At 41.3% G+C, this 17,219-nt stretch carries 14 protein-coding genes and 1 pseudogene; all 15 read right to left on the reverse strand.

Going from position 1 to position 17,219, the window contains the following annotated elements; all coding sequences use genetic code 11:
* Window positions 1-342: 342 nt before the first annotated feature.
* Window positions 343-1,287: a DNA-binding protein WhiA gene (gene whiA / locus AWM76_RS09285; protein ID WP_003143355.1), complete on the reverse strand. Its 945-nt coding sequence runs from the start codon at window positions 1,285-1,287 to the stop codon at window positions 343-345.
* Between the two features lie 24 nt (window positions 1,288-1,311).
* The gene (locus AWM76_RS09290; protein ID WP_003143356.1) at window positions 1,312-2,343 is read right to left on the reverse strand and encodes a gluconeogenesis factor YvcK family protein; all 1,032 of its coding nucleotides are present in this window, start codon (window positions 2,341-2,343) and stop codon (window positions 1,312-1,314) included.
* Window positions 2,340-3,227 (reverse strand): RNase adapter RapZ, encoded by an 888-nt coding sequence (gene rapZ, locus AWM76_RS09295; protein ID WP_003143357.1) that lies wholly within the window; start codon window positions 3,225-3,227, stop codon window positions 2,340-2,342. The genes AWM76_RS09290 and rapZ overlap by 4 nt, the downstream gene beginning before the upstream one ends.
* Before the next feature lie 72 nt (window positions 3,228-3,299).
* Window positions 3,300-5,024: a phospho-sugar mutase gene (locus AWM76_RS09300; protein ID WP_003143358.1), complete on the reverse strand. Its 1,725-nt coding sequence runs from the start codon at window positions 5,022-5,024 to the stop codon at window positions 3,300-3,302.
* Window positions 5,025-5,248: 224 nt separating this feature from the next.
* Complete coding sequence (trxB, locus tag AWM76_RS09305) at window positions 5,249-6,130, reverse strand: thioredoxin-disulfide reductase (RefSeq protein WP_050774131.1); 882 nt, start codon at window positions 6,128-6,130, stop codon at window positions 5,249-5,251.
* A gap of 202 nt (window positions 6,131-6,332) precedes the next feature.
* Window positions 6,333-7,205: a UTP--glucose-1-phosphate uridylyltransferase GalU gene (gene galU, locus AWM76_RS09310; RefSeq protein WP_016897951.1), complete on the reverse strand. Its 873-nt coding sequence runs from the start codon at window positions 7,203-7,205 to the stop codon at window positions 6,333-6,335.
* Window positions 7,206-7,263: 58 nt separating this feature from the next.
* Window positions 7,264-8,316 (reverse strand): NAD(P)H-dependent glycerol-3-phosphate dehydrogenase, encoded by a 1,053-nt coding sequence (locus AWM76_RS09315; RefSeq protein ID WP_039935937.1) that lies wholly within the window; start codon window positions 8,314-8,316, stop codon window positions 7,264-7,266.
* Between the two features lie 32 nt (window positions 8,317-8,348).
* A complete protein-coding gene (gene lgt, locus AWM76_RS09320; protein WP_003143362.1) occupies window positions 8,349-9,191 on the reverse strand; it encodes a prolipoprotein diacylglyceryl transferase in 843 nt (280 codons plus the stop codon).
* Window positions 9,192-9,264: 73 nt separating this feature from the next.
* Window positions 9,265-10,191, reverse strand: coding sequence for an HPr(Ser) kinase/phosphatase (gene hprK / locus AWM76_RS09325; protein ID WP_003143363.1), 927 nt, complete (start codon window positions 10,189-10,191; stop codon window positions 9,265-9,267).
* Between the two features lie 199 nt (window positions 10,192-10,390).
* A complete protein-coding gene (locus tag AWM76_RS09330; RefSeq protein WP_003143365.1) occupies window positions 10,391-10,744 on the reverse strand; it encodes a phage holin family protein in 354 nt (117 codons plus the stop codon).
* 2 nt (window positions 10,745-10,746) lie between these two features.
* Window positions 10,747-11,079, reverse strand: coding sequence for a PspC domain-containing protein (locus AWM76_RS09335; protein ID WP_003143367.1), 333 nt, complete (start codon window positions 11,077-11,079; stop codon window positions 10,747-10,749).
* Window positions 11,080-11,098: 19 nt separating this feature from the next.
* Window positions 11,099-11,236: pseudogene (locus AWM76_RS10640) on the reverse strand (PspC domain-containing protein); the annotation flags it as partial.
* Between the two features lie 53 nt (window positions 11,237-11,289).
* Window positions 11,290-12,753 carry a DUF4097 family beta strand repeat-containing protein gene (locus AWM76_RS09340; RefSeq protein WP_003143369.1) on the reverse strand — a complete coding sequence of 488 codons (1,464 nt, stop codon included), beginning with the start codon at window positions 12,751-12,753 and terminating at the stop codon, window positions 11,290-11,292.
* Window positions 12,754-12,864: 111 nt separating this feature from the next.
* Window positions 12,865-16,050, reverse strand: coding sequence for an SbcC/MukB-like Walker B domain-containing protein (locus AWM76_RS09345; protein WP_003143370.1), 3,186 nt, complete (start codon window positions 16,048-16,050; stop codon window positions 12,865-12,867).
* Window positions 16,050-17,204 (reverse strand): exonuclease SbcCD subunit D, encoded by a 1,155-nt coding sequence (locus AWM76_RS09350; protein ID WP_003143371.1) that lies wholly within the window; start codon window positions 17,202-17,204, stop codon window positions 16,050-16,052. The genes AWM76_RS09345 and AWM76_RS09350 overlap by 1 nt, the downstream gene beginning before the upstream one ends.
* Window positions 17,205-17,219: the final 15 nt, after the last annotated feature.

The raw sequence follows: 17,219 nt of genomic DNA on the forward strand, positions 1-17,219 counted from the left end.
ATTAAATAACTAGCCTACCGTCACCTGATTATTCACTAAACCAAACCTAATATCAGCTGGTCACCTGCACATGCATCAGCTATAGAAAAGGCCTTGTGGCTGAAGATCCTGTTCACCCACAAGGCTTTTATCGTGAATTTTTTAAACGTTTCTCCTGAGCAATCCTCTGGCTAAATGATTAGCCGATATTATGTAATACAAAAAAAAAATGACCAATACTAAATTTTGACCCCTACTATAACCAACTGATTGTATACACGAAAATTGCAACCAAAAAAAGCGATTTTCAAGCAGTCAACCACTGTCAAATCGCTTCATTCTATCTATTCTTCTAAATTTATTCTATTGTGTTATTGCTGTATTTCTTAATTGCTCAGCGTATTGGTTAATCTTACGTAGTCGGTGGTTAACACCTGATTTAGAAATTGGTTCACCGTCAACCAGTTCCCCTAATTCTTTAATAGATGCCTCTGGGTTTTCCAACCGCAGTAAGGCAATCTCTTGTAATTTTTCAGGCAATTCACCAATCCCAACGGTTGATTGAATCAATTCGATATTTTCAACTTGTTTAGAAGCTGCTGTCACGGTCTTATTCAAGTTGGCATTCTCACAATTGACAATCCGATTGACTGAATTCCGCATGTCGCGAACAATTCGAATATCTTCAAACTTCAGCATAGAAGAAGTGGCCCCAATTAGGGCTAAGAAGTCAGCAATCTGTTCTGACCCTTTTAAATAAGCGATATAACCAGACCGACGTTCGACTGACCGCGCATTTAAATTAAACTGGTTCATCATCGTTACCAAGTCTTCGCAATGCTCTTCATATACTGAGTAAATTTCTAAATGATAAGCTGATTTTTCAGGATTATTCACTGACCCACCAGCCAAGAATGCCCCTCGCAAGTATGACCTACTCCGCTGTTCATTCTCCATCATCTCGGCTGAAATATTTGGATTAATGACCAAATTATCTAGAATTTCTAAGTCCTTCAAAATCTCCTCAACTCGGTCTTTCACCCGCACAATATAGATATTATTCTTTTTTAATTTCATTTTCTTCCGAACAACCAACTCACCGTGGGTATGAAAAAATCCCTTCAACAGTGAGTAGATTCGTCGTGCAATTGCGGCATTTTCTGTCTGTACATTTAAGATTAATTGCCCATTCATAAGGGAAATCGATCCGTTCATACGTAAAATGGCTGCTAGCTCTGAACGCGCGTGTTCATAGTCCACTGTTAGCTGAGTGAGTTCTTTCTTTACATCTCCTGCAAATGAAGCCACCAGCTCACCTCTTTCTTATTCACTTTATTTTATGCGATCGTTCATGACACCCATAATAGCGCTCACTAATTTATCTTGGTTATGGTAGACCCCACTTTTTTCAAGATTTAAAAAGTCACAACCAACAACCTGACATTTTTGATCTGCCAAGCCTTGACGGTCTTGAGTGATTTGAACGAGATAGTCTTTCTCACTCGCACCTTCCAAGTATTCAAAAGGTACTGGGGTTTTATTCAATAGCACCGTGTCTATCGCCTTAGCCCCTAAGTGTTCGTTAATTACACGTACATGGTCTGCATCTGAGAAATGCTCAGTCTCGCCAAGTTGTGTCATGATATTACAAATATAGACAACTTTGGCGGGCGTGTCAACAATTGCGTTACGAATTTCCTCAATTGCCACGTTCGGCAAAATAGACGTATATAAAGAACCAGGTCCCAGAATGACCATATCGGCCTGCATAATTTCTGACACCACCTCGCGCCCAGCACGCGGACTAGTGATTGGATTACCCAACTCATCCACTTGCTTTCGGTCATTGGCCAAGCGAACAGTCACTTCTTGAATTTGGTCAGGGTGGGCTACAACAGCTGTTTCCCCTTCAATCATAGTCCCATCTGCAAAGTGCCCTTGTAAAACAAGCGCCTCTTCACAAGCTGGCAAGACCTTGCCATCCACTTCCATCATATAAGAAAGTAGACGCATAGCGGCAAAGGTATCGCCCCGCATTTCAGCAATGGCTGCAATGATTAAGTTGCCAATCGCGTGACCAGAAAATTCTTTATCTTCTTCACTAAAACGGTATTGGAATACATCTTTATATATTTTCTTCATGTCCGATAGTGCAACTAGGCAATTACGGATATCTCCTGGAGGAATTGTACTGACTGCATTACGTAAAGAGCCACTCGACCCACCATCATCAGCCACCGTGACGATGGCTGTCACATTACAATCAGCATTCTTTAGACCTTCCAACAAGATAGGAAGACCCGTTCCGCCTCCGATGACCGCAACCTTTGGTCGTCTACCCGGACGTGGATTCTTATTTATCACGATAGGTTCATCGACTCTTTTCTTTTTGTGCGATCACGGTGGATGATGTTGACCTTGTAACCTAGGTCTTGGATATGGTGGGCAACACGTTCAGTCAAGGCAATTGACCGGTGCTGACCGCCTGTACATCCGATAGTGATCGTCAGACTAGACTTCCCTTCTTTTTCATATAAGGGTAATTCAAAATCTAATAAATCAGTAAATTTACGGTAGAAAGTCTCTGTTTCTGGTTGAGACATGACATAGTCATAAACTGGTGCATCTAGCCCTGTCATTGGGCGTAATTCATCGATATAATGCGGATTTGGTAAGAAACGGACGTCCATCACGATATCTGAATCAATGGGTAAACCATATTTAAATCCAAATGACATGACATTAACAGTGAAAGTTCCCTCATCTTCAGATTGGAATTCGGTCAACAATAACTCGCGGAATTTACGAGGTGTTAAGTTAGTCGTATCAATCACTGTAGATTCCTTACGAATATCATTTAATAAGATTTTTTCTTTTTGAATCGCTTCTAAGACAGACACCCCATCTTTTTGAAGTGGGTGGGCACGGCGTGTTTCTTTATAACGAGCCACTAAAGTCTGATCATCCGCTTCTAGGAATAATACGGACATTTCAATGGTGTTCGTGTTGTCCATGCCATTAATCTCTGTTAATAACTCATCAAAGAATGAACGTGACCGTAAATCAATCACTAAACAGATTTTACTGATTTTACCTGTTTCTTTGATTAAATCCCAGAATTTAGGTAATAGTGACGGTGGCATATTATCCACGCAGTAGTAACCCATATCTTCAAAACTTTGTAGGGCGACCGTTTTACCGGCACCGCTCATACCTGTGATAATGACTAATTTTAGTTGATCATTCAATTTGTTTTTTCCTCCTTAAAGGGGAGATGAAAGGTTGCCCTTTTATCGATAAAGCTGCCAGACAGCAGACACTTAAGCCGTTAAGTCGTTTAAGGCTGCCTCATATGCCTTAATTTTTGCTTGTGTTGCTTCTAGTGAATCAGCGACCACACCAATATAGAACTTGATTTTTGGTTCTGTACCTGATGGTCTAACGGCAATCCATGTTTCATCTGCTAGATAGTATTTCAATACATTTGATTTGTCCATGCCTAAGGCTTCAGTAGTACCGTCAGCAAACTGGCGCGTATCTTGTAGGTAGTCCTCAGTTTTAACAACTGCTTGACCAGCGATTTCACTTAAACCTTCCCCACGCAAATTGTTTAGGATGGCTTCGATTTTAGATGCACCCTCTTGGCCTGGTAAGCTTACAGAGATTGTTTTTTCTTGGTAGGTGCCGTATTCAGCAAACAAGTCTTGTAAGCCATCATAAGCTGTTTTACCTTGTTTCTTGTAGAAAGCGGCTACTTCAGCTAATAATAAAGTCGCTTGAACGGCGTCTTTATCACGAACGAAGGCTTTCACTAAATATCCGTAACTTTCTTCGAAACCGAATAGGAAAGTCTTGCTAGCATCAGCTTCATAGTTTTTGATCTTTTCCGCAATAAATTTGAATCCAGTTAATACGTCAACTGTTTCAACACCAAATGATTTGGCAATCGTTGTTGGCATCTCACTTGATACGATGGATTTTAAAATCACTCCGTTATCAGGTAATGTACCTGTATTTTTCTTAGCGGTTAAAATATAATGCGTCATTAATGCGGCAATTTGGTTACCAGTAATCACTTGGTAGTCACCATTTGGCAATTTCACAGCTGCACCCATACGGTCAGCATCCGGGTCAGTCGCGATTAAGATATCCGCGTCATTGTTCTTACCATACTTTTCAGCCACTTCAAAGGCCCCCGCTTCTTCAGGGTTTGGTGATTTAACCGTTGAAAAATCAGCATCCGGCTCTTTTTGCTCAGCTACATAGGTGACATTGGTAAACCCAGCGTCAGCTAAAGTGCGTTCCACCAGCATTTGACCCGTACCATGTAGTGGTGTATAAACGATAGATACTTGGTCAGCCATCTCGTCAATCACAGCTTGGTCCACCACAACAGCCTTCATATTATCTAAGTATTTTTGGTCGATTTCTTCACCAATAATCGTAATTGTGCCGTCAGCCTTAAGCGCTGCTTCATCGCCTACTTCAACAGTTAATGGGTTTTGAACCGCACGTACGTTGGCCGTTACAGCATCCGCGTCCACTGGTGGCATTTGTCCACCATCTTCACCGTACACCTTGTAACCGTTGTAGTCAGCTGGGTTGTGAGAAGCTGTGATCATAATCCCCGCAAAGGCATTTAATTCACGGACTGCAAATGACAATTCAGGCGTTGGGCGTAATGATTCAAATACGTAAGATTTAATCCCGTGTGCCCCTAAAGTTTTCGCCGATTCCATAGCAAATTCAGGCGACATATGACGAGAATCGTAAGCAATCGCCACCCCACGGTCCTTCGCATCTTGACCATAATCTTCTAGTAAGTTAGCCAATCCTTCAGTCGCTTGACGAATAGTATAAATATTCATCCGGTTAATGCCGGCACCTAAAATCCCGCGCATACCAGCTGTACCAAAACTCAATGGTTGATAAAAAGCATCCTCAAGCAATTTTTCGTCAGCTTCAATAGACGCCAAATCCTCTTTCAAAGCACCGTCTAACTCTTCAAAATTACGCCATTGTAAGTAAGTTTCTTTCCAGTTCATCCTATAGCCTCCCTAGTTTTAAAAGCGATAACATCTTAACCTTATTGTATCAAATTTTATGAAAAAAGATACATCAAAGATAAGCCGATTGGCAATTTCATATAGTGTACTAGCTTGAGCGAAGGTTGGTCCTTTTTCAATCAAAAAGGAGGTAGACCAAAGCCTACCCCCTTCAAGCTAACGCACAGTCTCCTTGCTTTAGCTGTTTTATATGATGTTTAGAACTAGTCGTTTAGTGCTTCAATGTAATTGAAGGCTTCTTGACCACCAATGGCACCGTCACCGACTGCTGTTGAAATTTGGCGCAATTTCTTTTGACGAACGTCACCAATGGCGAAGATACCAGGAATATTTGTTTGCATGTCTTCATCTGTGATCACCCAGCCTTCTTCATCTGTGATGTTTAAATCAGCAAATGCTTCGGTATTTGGAATCAAACCAACATAAATGAAGACACCATCTGTATCCACGTCAGTGATTTCACCAGTTTTAACGTTTTCAACGGCTAAACCAGTGACTTTCATGTCGTCCCCTTTGATTTCTTTGACAACTGTATTCCAGGTGAAATCAACCTTATCGTTAGACATAGCACGGTCTTGTAAGATTTTTTGAGCCCGTAATTCGTCACGACGGTGAACGATATTCACGTTTTTACCAAATTGCGTTAAGTAAGTCCCTTCTTCAACAGCTGAGTCACCCCCACCAATTACACGAAGGTCTTTATCACGGAAGAAAGCCCCGTCACAAACCGCACAGTAAGAAACACCGCGACCTGAATATTTATCTTCACCTGGCACACCCAATTTACGGTGAACAGAACCAGTTGCGATAATGATCGCCTTAGCTTGGTAAGTTTTACCCATATCTGTTTCCAGTAAATGCGCCCCTTCATTCGGCGTTACTTTAGTGACCGTCCCAAATTCGTGGACCACACCAAATTGCATAGCCCCCTCATACATTTCATTGGCCAAGTCTGGTCCTTGGATGCTTTTGAAACCAGGGTAATTTTCGACATCCGCTGTATTGACCAATTCGCCCCCAGGGATTCCACGTTCTAATAATGCTACGGACAAGTTAGCCCGTGATGCGTATAAGGCAGCAGTCATACCCGCTGGTCCTGCACCAACCACAACTACATCAAATTTTTGAATTTCTTCTGCCAAATTGTACACATCCTTTCTTGTAATTTTTCATTTTTATAATCAATTGCTTTTCTTAACATCGTTTACCATTCTAACACGATTTAAGGGAAAAAGATTGCAACTAGCTCAAGCTAATTACAATCTTTCACAAAAACTCTCTAATGAATTAAAGTTCATCTTCGATGGATAGTAAGTACTCTTTCAAACCTTCTTTGATATCGTCTTGTTCAAGACCATATTCAATGCTTGTTTGCATGTAGCCCAATTTATTCCCAACATCATAACGACGACCAGTAAACTCATACGCAAACACGCGTTGCGTTTTGTTTAAACGGTCAATGGCATCTGTTAATTGGATTTCGTTACCAGCACCCTCACCTTGTGTTTCCAACAAGTCAAAGATTTCTGGTGTTAACAAGTAACGACCGATAATCGCCAAGTTTGATGGCGCATCTTCTGGTTTTGGTTTTTCAACGAATTGTTTTACATTGTAGATTTTTTCAGAGAATTGCGCTTCAGGATCGATTACCCCGTATTTATCTGTATCTTCATGTGGTACAGGCATTACCGCAATGTTAGACGCTTTTGTGACATCATAAGCGTCAATCAATTGTTTCGTTAATGGCACTTCGTCAACCATCAAGTCATCCCCAAGCATTACGACAAAAGGCTCGTCACCAACAAAGGCTTTTGCTTGTAATACCGCGTCTCCTAACCCTTTTGGATAAGATTGACGTTTGAAGAATAGGTTTAAACCAACCGTTTCCCCGATGATTTCAAGCAAGTCATCACGGCCCTTATCAGCCAAGTTAGACTCTAACTCCACATTTGAGTCAAAGTGGTCTTCGATTGGTCGTTTACTTTTTCCAGTAACAATTAGAATATCTTCAATTCCTGAAGCCAAGGCCTCTTCTACGATAAATTGAATCGTTGGTTTATTAACAATCGGCAACATCTCTTTCGCCATCGCCTTTGTTGCAGGTAAGAACCGTGTACCTAGCCCTGCTGCAGGAATAATCGCTTTTCTTACTTTCGCCATGAATGAATCCTCCATTTATCTACTAAATTTTCTAACTTCATTATAACTCAAATTGCCCTTAAAAAATATCCTTCAAGTCATCTTCAAATTGCAATTCACCTTTGCGTTCTCTAGCCATTAAAGTGGCAATCACATCTTGAATAGTAGACTCACCTTGAATCACCTTGTAAATTGCTTGGGTAATCGGCATATCAACGCCCTCTTCTTGGGCCAATTCATAGGCTGAAACAGCTGTCGCAAACCCTTCAACAACCATACCCATGTGGTCTTCAACATCTTTAACCGCTTGACCTTGACCAACTTGTTGACCCGCCCGCCAGTTTCTTGAGTGGACACTGGTGGCAGTAACAATCAAGTCACCGACAGCTGAAAGGCCCATAAAGGTTAGTGGATCAGCCCCCATGGCCACTCCTAACCGGGTAATTTCAGCAAGCCCTCGGCTGATTAAAGCCGCCTTGGCATTGTCCCCATAACCTGCACCTACTAAGGCACCAGCACCTAGGGCGATAATATTTTTCAATGACCCTGCCAGTTCAACCCCGATGATATCCGGATTGGTATAAACCCTAAAGTAGTCATTCATGAATACTTCTTGGACTAAGTGGCAGGCCTCGTCATCAATTGAAGCCGCTGTTATGGCCGTAATATCATGTTTGACCACCTCTTCTGCGTGACTTGGTCCGGATAAAACCACCACACGCGCTTGGCCGATTGGCTGGAAGACTTCCGTTAGAATCTCAGAAATCCGCAAGTGAGTGCCCTGCTCTAATCCCTTAGCCGCGTGCATAATGACCGGTAATTCGTGCACATTTTTCTCCTGCAAGATAGCAACCACCTGGCTTGCTACCTGCCGTATGGCCTTGGTGGGCACGACAAAGTTGATTAAGTCTGCCTGGTCCAAGGCTTTGCCCATATCATTTGTTGCAATAATATTCTTCGGCAACACTAGATCAGGTAAATAATGGTCATTTTTCCCAGTGGTCTGAATCTCACGGGCCTGGTCTGGATTATGGGTCCATAAGGTCACCTGATGGCCATTTTCTGCAAGGACCATGGCAAGTGCTGTTCCCCATGAGCCAGCGCCTAGTACGGCAATATTTTTGGACGTCACGTCATCACTTCTCCATTCTATGGGCATATTTTCTATTTACTTGATTTGTAAGCTGGACCATTGTGTTCAGAGTAGTATTCATAATACTTGTCGTTCATGCGGCGTGCGGCAAAAATCAATAATGCGCCGATGAATAAGACGGCGGATAATACTTGGCTGACACGGAAAGGTCCCCACCACAAGCTGTCTGTCCGCAACCCTTCGATGAAGAAGCGGCCAAATGGATACCAGATCAGATAAAGTAAGGTGGTGTCCCCAATACGCAAGGTTTTATTACGTGAACGGACGAATAATAGGACGGCAACCCCAAGGATATTCCAGACTGACTCGTACAGGAAAGTTGGATGGTAGTAAGCCCCATCGATGTGCATACCGTCTACAATAAATTGCGGTAAATGTAAGGTATCTTGTAGGAATTCTAAGGTCACTTCCCCACCATGGGCTTCTTGGTTAACGAAATTACCCCAACGACCAATGGCTTGCGCTAGTAATAGGTAAGGTGCTACGGTATCCGTTACAAATAAAGGATCCATTTTCTTCGATTTAGCGTAGAAGTATAAGGTTAAACCTCCGGCGATGACACCACCATAAATGGCAATCCCACCGTTCCAAATTTGTAGGATTTCGCCTGGATTTTGTAGATAGTAGTCCAATTCAAATAGGACGTAGTAGACGCGCGCGCCGATAAAACCGATTAGAATGGTCCATACAGCTGAGTCTAAAATAAATTCTTCATCCCAACCCTTACGACGAAAATCTCTTGAAGCAAATGTAAGGGCTAGTAAAATAGCAGCCCCGATAAAAATCCCGTACCAACGGATTGGCCAACCGAATATGTCAAAAGCGACTGGATCTATTGCAGCTATATTCATCATTTTGTTCTTTCTCTCCTTTTGTTAATGGCAGTTGTTCATCCCTTTTACTATTTATTGTCACAGTATAGGGCTTTTATAATTTGTTTTTGTCGATAAGTGTCGTTAAACGGTCATTAAACATTTGTGCAGCGTCAAAGCCCATTGATTTGGCTCTAAAGTTGATAGCTGCTACCTCGATAATACTTGAAATGTTCCGTCCAGTTTGAACAGGGATGCTAATTTTGGGAATCGCGACCTCTAAAATTTGTTCACCCTCTTCCGCAGTACCCAGGCGGTCAAAATTGGCCCCTTTTTTCAATTCTTTCAAGTCAATAATCAAGTTTAGCTGTTGTTCTTTACGGACTGCACCTGCCCCGTAAAGCGTCATCACGTCAATAATCCCAAGACCACGAATTTCCATGACATTACGTAGAATTTCAGGTGCTTCACCCATGATGGTCGTATCATCTCGCTGATAAAAATCTACGCGGTCATCAGCCACTAAACGGTGACCACCTTTTACAAGTTCTAAAGCGGTTTCTGATTTACCTACACCAGAGTGGCCAGTAATCATAATACCCAGCCCATATACGTCCACAAATACCCCATGTTTTGAGACCCGCTCTGCTAAGTGAGCATGCAACATCTCAGTCAAATTGCTGGATAGACGAGTTGTTGTCGTTGTGGAACTCAATACGGGAATATGATTTTCTTTAGCTGCTTGAATCACTTCATATTCTGGTTGCAAGCCCCGAGAGAAGATGAAGAACGGCGTGTCCTCCCTTGATAGACGGCGCATAATTAATAGCCGCTCGTCTGAAGTCATTCTAGACAAATACGTATGCTCAGCACGTCCAAACAATTGCACACGCTCTGATGGATAGTAGTTAAAATAGCCGGTAATTTCCAAACCAGGTCTCGAAATATCACTGGTAATGATCTCGCGGTCTAGATAATCTTCACCACAAAGAACCTCAAAATCAAATTTTTCGACTAAGTCTTTCACGGTTACCTTTGTCATATACGGTTTCCTTTCTTAACAAGTCACTTTGCCCCTATTTTACCATACTAGACCCATATGGACAGATGGTTAAGCTGTAATTTGTGAAAAAGAAAAATCCGCCCGTCAATCTGGCATTCAGATCAACAAGCGGATTAGAACTTAAAATATAGATTTGACTGCGTCGGCTCTAGCACCCTAGTCGGGTTCGCGCCCTTCATTATTTCCCGGCTTCGGTAAATTTCTCAAAAAACCAATGGTACATTGAGAACAAGAAGGCTGCGGCCATTGCGTAAAAGAAGTTTGCGAATACGAAGGATGTTGGGAAGAACAATCCAACGATAATAAACATAAAGCCATTTACGACTAATCTAAACAAGCCGAATGTTAGGATATTTAAAGGTAAGGCCAACAAGTTTACGATAGGACGGATAATTGAGTTCACAATACTCAATACGATAGCTACTAAGATTGCTGACCAAAAGTCTGCCACATATACATTCGGGGCAAGAATCCATGAAATAGCCATCAAGCCCAAAGCATCAATCAGTGTTGCTAATATAAAACGTCTCATAATTAAAAATCACGCCAACTTTCTTCCTCATCAGGATTATCTTTTGAATCTTTATAATAGTCAGATTCATTATAGTCGTCCTGATCTTCACCATCAAATGATTTAGTTTGACGGTATTCGTCACGGTCATCTCTATCTACACGTGTACGCCCTTCATCCCTAGGCAAAATCAATGCCAACAATAGATAAATCAGTACTCCAGCTCCGCCAGAAAGTGTGACGAAGACAAAGATTACACGGACAATCGTCGGATCAATTTCAAAGTATTCGGCGATTCCGGCACAAACACCATCTACTTTTACGTCATTACGTGATTTTGTTAATTTCTTAGCCATTCTATTCACTCCTGCCTTCTTAGTGGCTTCTGTTTGGCATTACAAAAATTAAAATAATGTAGATTAGCCAAACTGGAAACTGTGCCAAACTGAATAATACTGCGATGATACGGACTAAATTCCCAGAAATACCGAAGTATTCACCAATACCACCACATACCCCAAATAAGTATCAATCTTTTCTTGACTTCATTAATCTCCCTGACATAATTAAACCTCTCCTCTACGCATATCAGAATCATCTTTCACGCGAATATTACCACGCATGGTCTTCAAGTTCACTCGATAAGCCTTTTCTTCAGCTACATCGTAGTAAAATGCTTTTTGTTTGTTAAATTGATCGTTGACTTGTGATTGACTCTTAATTAAATCTGATCGGAACATAATTTCACCTTGGTTGGTGTGGGCTAACCCATCAACTGCTGTACCTGCTGGCATATTCAATTTAATATCGCCATTTTTTGTTTCTACTTGAGCACGAACTAACGGTTTTGCGTTCATCGTAATCACGATATCCCCATTTAATGTTTCCATCAATACATTTTCTACGTGCCCCTTTAATCGTTGGCTACCATTCAATGATTTCACCACTAAATCTAAGGCTTCCACATCGTTTAAGGTTAATTGACCATTTTTCGTATCCACTTCAATCATCGAAGCTGTAAAGTCTTCGATATTAATCGCGCCGTCAACTGTTTGAATATAGATATCATTCGTATCCATATGTTCAACCGTTACAGGGCCTGAAATTGTTCTCGCTTTAATAAAGTCTAAGCGGTCTTTTGGCACTTGTACCACAATATCTGTCTTGATGAAACGAGAAATCATGTTCAAGTTTAAGGCCCCGTCAACAAATTCTAGGTTTGCTCTTTTTTCAAAGGTAGTTTGCGCATCTTCTTCCTCGAAATCGCCGTATAACTTACCAACGACTGTTAATTTCGTAGTTGGTTGGTCCCAAGAGGTCAACTCGATCTGACCAGCCGCGATTTGAATATCCACCATTGATAATGGTTCAGTATATTCATAGGTTGCTTCAAAATCATGGGTAATCAATTTAGGCATTGGAATTGATCCGCTACCTTTTTCAAATTTCACTGTTTTTGATACCTTATCTTGCACTTGGTCTAAAACTGACCGTGTTTTAGTGAAGAAGTCGCCAACGATATTTTTGTAGTCGTAAGCATTTTCTTCAGTTTCTTCTTCAATCGGTTGGCTTTCGTCAACTTTTGAATCTGCTTGTGCCGTCTCTTTTGATGGTCTTGGATTTTCCGCATCGATTTGAATAATATCTTCTTTCAATTGGTGGATTTGTTCCGTCAATTGGTTGATTTCTTCAGTCAAACGATCAATTTCAATATGCGTTACTTCAGATTTTTCTTCTTGGTTAACCAAATTTTGACGCTCAGTTAATTTGCTTGCGAGTGACGCTTCCAAGTCTTTTTGAATAGCCACTTTTTGTGTACGGCCAGTAATATCATCTTGATTGACCGCTTGGTCATTTTCCCAATCAGCATAAAAGTCATCTAAGATATCTTTCTCTTCCTCAACATGCGTTTGTATTGTAGGGGTTGATTCAGCTTGTTTCGCTCTATTTTCTAATAAGATAATCGCTTCTTCGTTTGTTAAAATGCCTTCTTTAACTAAGTTTAAAATACGTTCTTTATGATTGGTCATTGTGACAACCTCCTAGTTGTTTAGCTTTCCTTTGTTATCTATATTCTGCCAACTTTGGAGGTAAATGTCATAGGTCTATGGACCTAATTTCACAATTGTTTGATTTTAGCCCTATTGAACCCCTGTAAAAAAGGCTTTGGAACCGTCATTGCTAGCAGACACTTGTAAGTGGACTGGAATTTGTTGTTTCAATTCAGCCACGTGAGAAATAATCCCAACAATACGGCCGCTCGCTTGTTGCAAATCAGTCAAGGTTTCAATCGCTTGTTGCAAGGATTCTTGGTCTAAGGTACCAAAACCTTCGTCAATAAAGAGCGTGCCAATTTCAATACCACCGGCATCATTTTGAATCACGTCAGACAGACCAAGGGCCAAGGCTAAGGAAGCTTTAAAGCCTTCTCCACCAGATAGGGATTGGACCGACCGCTTCCCACCAGCTTGGTAGTCAAAGACAGCTAGGTCAAGTCCTTTAGCCCCTGCACCAGACTGCCCTTCGACAATCCGTCTAAATTCATACCGCATTTGAGTCATGGCCATCAAACGTTCATTAGCATATTGGAGAATTTCATCAAAATACAAACCTAAAATATAGCGCTCAAAAGAAATATAGCCATAAGCCTTCTCTTTCCCATTGGCTACCTTATTTAGGAGCGATAGTTCCCCGAAATGACGCCCTTTTTCTTGGTAGGATGCGAAACTATCCTTAAATAGGTAAATAGCATGGTCTAATTGGGCTTTGATTGAAATCACCTGATCTTTTGCGTCTTTCAATTTATTTAATTTAAGGCGTTCTTGCTCAATATCCATCTGATAAGTATCCGCTTTTTTATCCAAACCAGCTGCTGCAATTTGATTTTGGTTTGCTGTCTTATTTTCTTTAAAGGCATAAACCTCATTATCAAAACGTTGAATTTCACTTTCAATAGCTGCCCAATTCTTTTGACTTTGATGGATTTGACAGATGTCTTCCTGACTTTCTTGACGGTCGGCCATCGCCTCATCCAAAGCAGTTTGATCAGCTTTTAATTCTACTTGACCTTGCTCGATTTGATCATTATATCCTGTAATCTGTGTGGTTAGCTTGGCAACTTCTTGCTGGTACTTATCTAATTGAGACTTCAACGCTTGGTCTTTAGCTGTAATTTCTGCTAAGGTCTTGTGTTTCGCTTGGTATTCAGCTGTGACAACAGCTTTAGAATCCCCCACCAATTGCCCTTTTAATTGGTCAATTTCAGTGCGTAACTCTTCTACCGTACTTTGATTAGATTCTGATTGTCCTTTAAGGGTAGACGCCTCGACATGCTTATTATTTAAAGCTTTCTTGGCATCGTCCACTTGCTTACTCATCTCATTAAATTGCTTGTCCAAGTCTTGTTTGGTTTGGCTTAACTTGTCTAAATGTGCTTTGCCTTGTTGAATATCTGCTGCTTCTTTATCAAGTTGGGTCTGCCATATAGCAAGTTTTTCTTCATTACTTGTCGCCTCTGCCGCTAATCCTTTAATATTTTGGTCAGAAGCCATTCGGTCAAAAGTCTCCTGAATCGCAGATAAGCGCTCTGCTTTACTTGAATATAATTGGAAAGCTGCTTGAGTAGCGTCCACCCCTGCCTCGACCATTTCTTTGGTCACTGCACCCTCTTGTTGCACTGCGGGCGCTGGATGATGAATAGAACCACAGACCAAACAAGGTTGTCCTTCAACCAATTGACTAGCTAATTCGCCCGCTAAGTTTTGGCTATAAGCCAATTCCAGACGGTTTCGCTCGTCTACTTTTGCTTGATAGTCTTTTTGGTCCGCTTCAACTTGAGCAGAGAGGTCTGCAATCTCTTGGTTGGTTTTAACCATGTCTTGATAGCTTTTCACTAACAAGTTATATTGATAGCTTTTATTATCCATTGAGGCTTGTTGCTGGCTAATATCCCCTACTTTGTCTAATTCTGCTTGTAGTTTTTTCAGTGATATTTCCCCAGCTTCTATCACTTTTTCCTGGTCTTGAATCTGACTGGTTAATTTTTTTGCCTGTTCAGTCAAACTTTGGCCATGAGCCACTTGCTTTATGAGTCTACCTTCTTGCATTAAATAGTTATCCCATTTATTTTCTTGGATAGCCAAATCTTGCAATTCTGCCCGTAGACTATCTACTAGGTCAATCCGGTCTTGCCAGTCAGCTTGTTCAGCTTTGACGGCTTGTAAACGACCATCTGCTTCTTGTAATAGGTTCGTTTTCTCATTCATCAAGACCTGTAATTGCTCTTGTCTATCCGTCAACTTTTGAATTTGTTGGATTAATCGGTATGCGTCTTGAGTGGTCTGATATTGGTTTAACGCCTGACGTTTACCAACAATTGCTGCCTCTCGTTCTTTAATAGAAGCTTCTTGTTGAACCAACTCATCTTGTTTGGTGAGCAATTGAATGTAACCTTCTAGCTTTTGAATCTTAGCTTCTGCTGCTGTGATTTCTTGGCTTAATTGTGCAGTCTCTTGATTCATTTCAATAGATTTTTGCCCTGCCCATTCAGACAGCGCCTGATAGTCTTCTTGGTCCACCCAATTTTGAACGCGGTCTTTTTCTGTTAGGGCATTTTCAGAAACCCCGGTTTGATTTTCACTTTGATTACCATCTTGTTCTTTCGCTTGCTCGGTCTTATTATCTGCAAAGGTCACGAATGATTGGCTATGTTGGTCTACTTGTTTCTTCAAGGTGCCCACTTCTTGGTTGGCCTGTTTAAACCGTTCGGCTATGGCTTGTTGGAACCGGTCTAAATAATCAGTGTGGAATATGGTCCGTAAAATGCCTTCCTTTTCGCCCGAGCTAGCTTCCAAGAGTTTTTTAAACTCTCCTTGTGGCAACATGACAATTTGTCTAAATTGATTTGCTGACAAACCAAGAACTTCAACTAACTTACTATCCACTTCTTGCGTTTTACTTAGTGAAAAATCTTCCCCTTCTAAGGTTACTTCCGCATTCTGCTCTCGAATTAAGCCCTTTTTAGTCGGCCGTTTTTGCTTGGGAATCCGTTCCACCGTATAGGTTTTCCCGTGAATCATAAAGGTTAACCGTACATAAGCAACACTTTCATCTTCAGCTAACTGCGACTTCAATTCATTAATATCACGCGATGAACCAGAAGTCTTTCCGTATAAGGCGTAAACAATGGCATCAAAAATGGTCGTTTTACCAGCACCAGTGGATCCTGAAATCAAGAATAAGTTCTGATCGCCTAAGTCTGTAAAGTCTAGGCTCGTTTTTTCTTTATAAGGTCCAAAAGCCTGCAATTCAAGTTTAATAGGTCTCACTATGCCTTATCCTCCTTTAAGGTTGATTGGAAAATATCACGGACAATTTCCGCTTGGAATGCTGATAATTCTTGGTCCGTATTATTTTGATAAAACTGAGCAAACTGGTCCCATACAGGTGTTGCTTGCACTTCATGACGTTTGGTTTTCAAGTCTTGTCGCTGTCTATTTTCTAAAGCTACATACTCTAAGCTCATGGCATTTGGGTACCGTTTCTTCAAGCGATTCATAGCTTCATGCTGAGCATAGGCGTCCGTTAGTTCAAAGAAAATATAGTCATCTGATTGCCCTTGTAACAAATCTTCAAATTGACCGCGCATAATCCGCATATCCTTATCAGGCCTTAATTCATGCTTCACAACTTCAATGGTGTCTGCCTTTTTATCCAAGTCAATCTCTAAAAAGCCCTTATGATGATGAACTTCTGACTTAGAAAACTTCAAGGGTGAACCTGAATAGCGAATTCGCGGACTACCTACTTGTTGCGGTCCGTGTAAATGACCAAGCGCCACATAATCAAAGCCATCAAAGACAGTATGGGGTACATATTCACTGGTACCAATGGACAAGGGACGTTCTGAATCGGATTTTTCTAAGTCTTCCCCTGCCCCTTCAATGGCCCCAGCTGTTACATAACCATGGTAAAGGATGATGTTGACACGACTAGGATCCCATTTGTCCTTAATTCGCCCTACCTGTACCTTAGTCGCATCCTCAATACTACGGATAGTTTCTTCAGGATACAGGCGTTTAATCGTTAGATGATCGCTAAACGGTAATAGATACACATCTGCGTCCCCAACTTCAACCTTTTGAATCTCGGTGCTAGGGACACCAGCCATGTGTAATCCTTGTCCTGACAGTAAACCTGCAGCATAACCTACACGTTCACCTGAATCATGGTTTCCAGCGATAATACAAATGGGACAAGCTAGTTCTTGTGACATTTTCGTTAGCGTTTCATTGACTAACTGAACCGTTTCACCACTAGGTAAAGTCCGGTCATATAAATCACCTGCCATAATCACCAAATCAGGCTTTAAAGCGACGGTTTGTGCTAGCCAGTCATTTAATATGGTACGTTGGTCTTCTATTAGAGAGTGGTTATTGACCACTTTTCCAATATGCCAATCCGCTGTATGTACAATTTTCACTACTATCCCACTTCC

This window comes from Aerococcus viridans (assembly GCF_001543285.1).
GTDB classification, from domain to species: Bacteria; Bacillota; Bacilli; order Lactobacillales; family Aerococcaceae; genus Aerococcus; species Aerococcus viridans.

Excerpts from the sequence above, each read along its gene's own strand:
- AWM76_RS09300 (WP_003143358.1), bottom strand. The coding sequence starts at position 5,024 with ATGAACTGGAAAGAAACTTACTTACAATGGCGTAATTTTGAAGAGTTA.
- hprK (WP_003143363.1), bottom strand. The coding sequence starts at position 10,191 with ATGACAAAGGTAACCGTGAAAGACTTAGTCGAAAAATTTGATTTTGAG.
- trxB (WP_050774131.1), bottom strand. The coding sequence starts at position 6,130 with ATGACTGCTGCCTTATACGCATCACGGGCTAACTTGTCCGTAGCATTA.
- AWM76_RS09335 (WP_003143367.1), bottom strand. The coding sequence starts at position 11,079 with ATGGCTAAGAAATTAACAAAATCACGTAATGACGTAAAAGTAGATGGT.
- AWM76_RS09340 (WP_003143369.1), bottom strand. The coding sequence starts at position 12,753 with ATGACCAATCATAAAGAACGTATTTTAAACTTAGTTAAAGAAGGCATT.
- galU (WP_016897951.1), bottom strand. The coding sequence starts at position 7,205 with ATGGCGAAAGTAAGAAAAGCGATTATTCCTGCAGCAGGGCTAGGTACA.
- AWM76_RS09330 (WP_003143365.1), bottom strand. The coding sequence starts at position 10,744 with ATGAGACGTTTTATATTAGCAACACTGATTGATGCTTTGGGCTTGATG.
- lgt (WP_003143362.1), bottom strand. The coding sequence starts at position 9,191 with ATGATGAATATAGCTGCAATAGATCCAGTCGCTTTTGACATATTCGGT.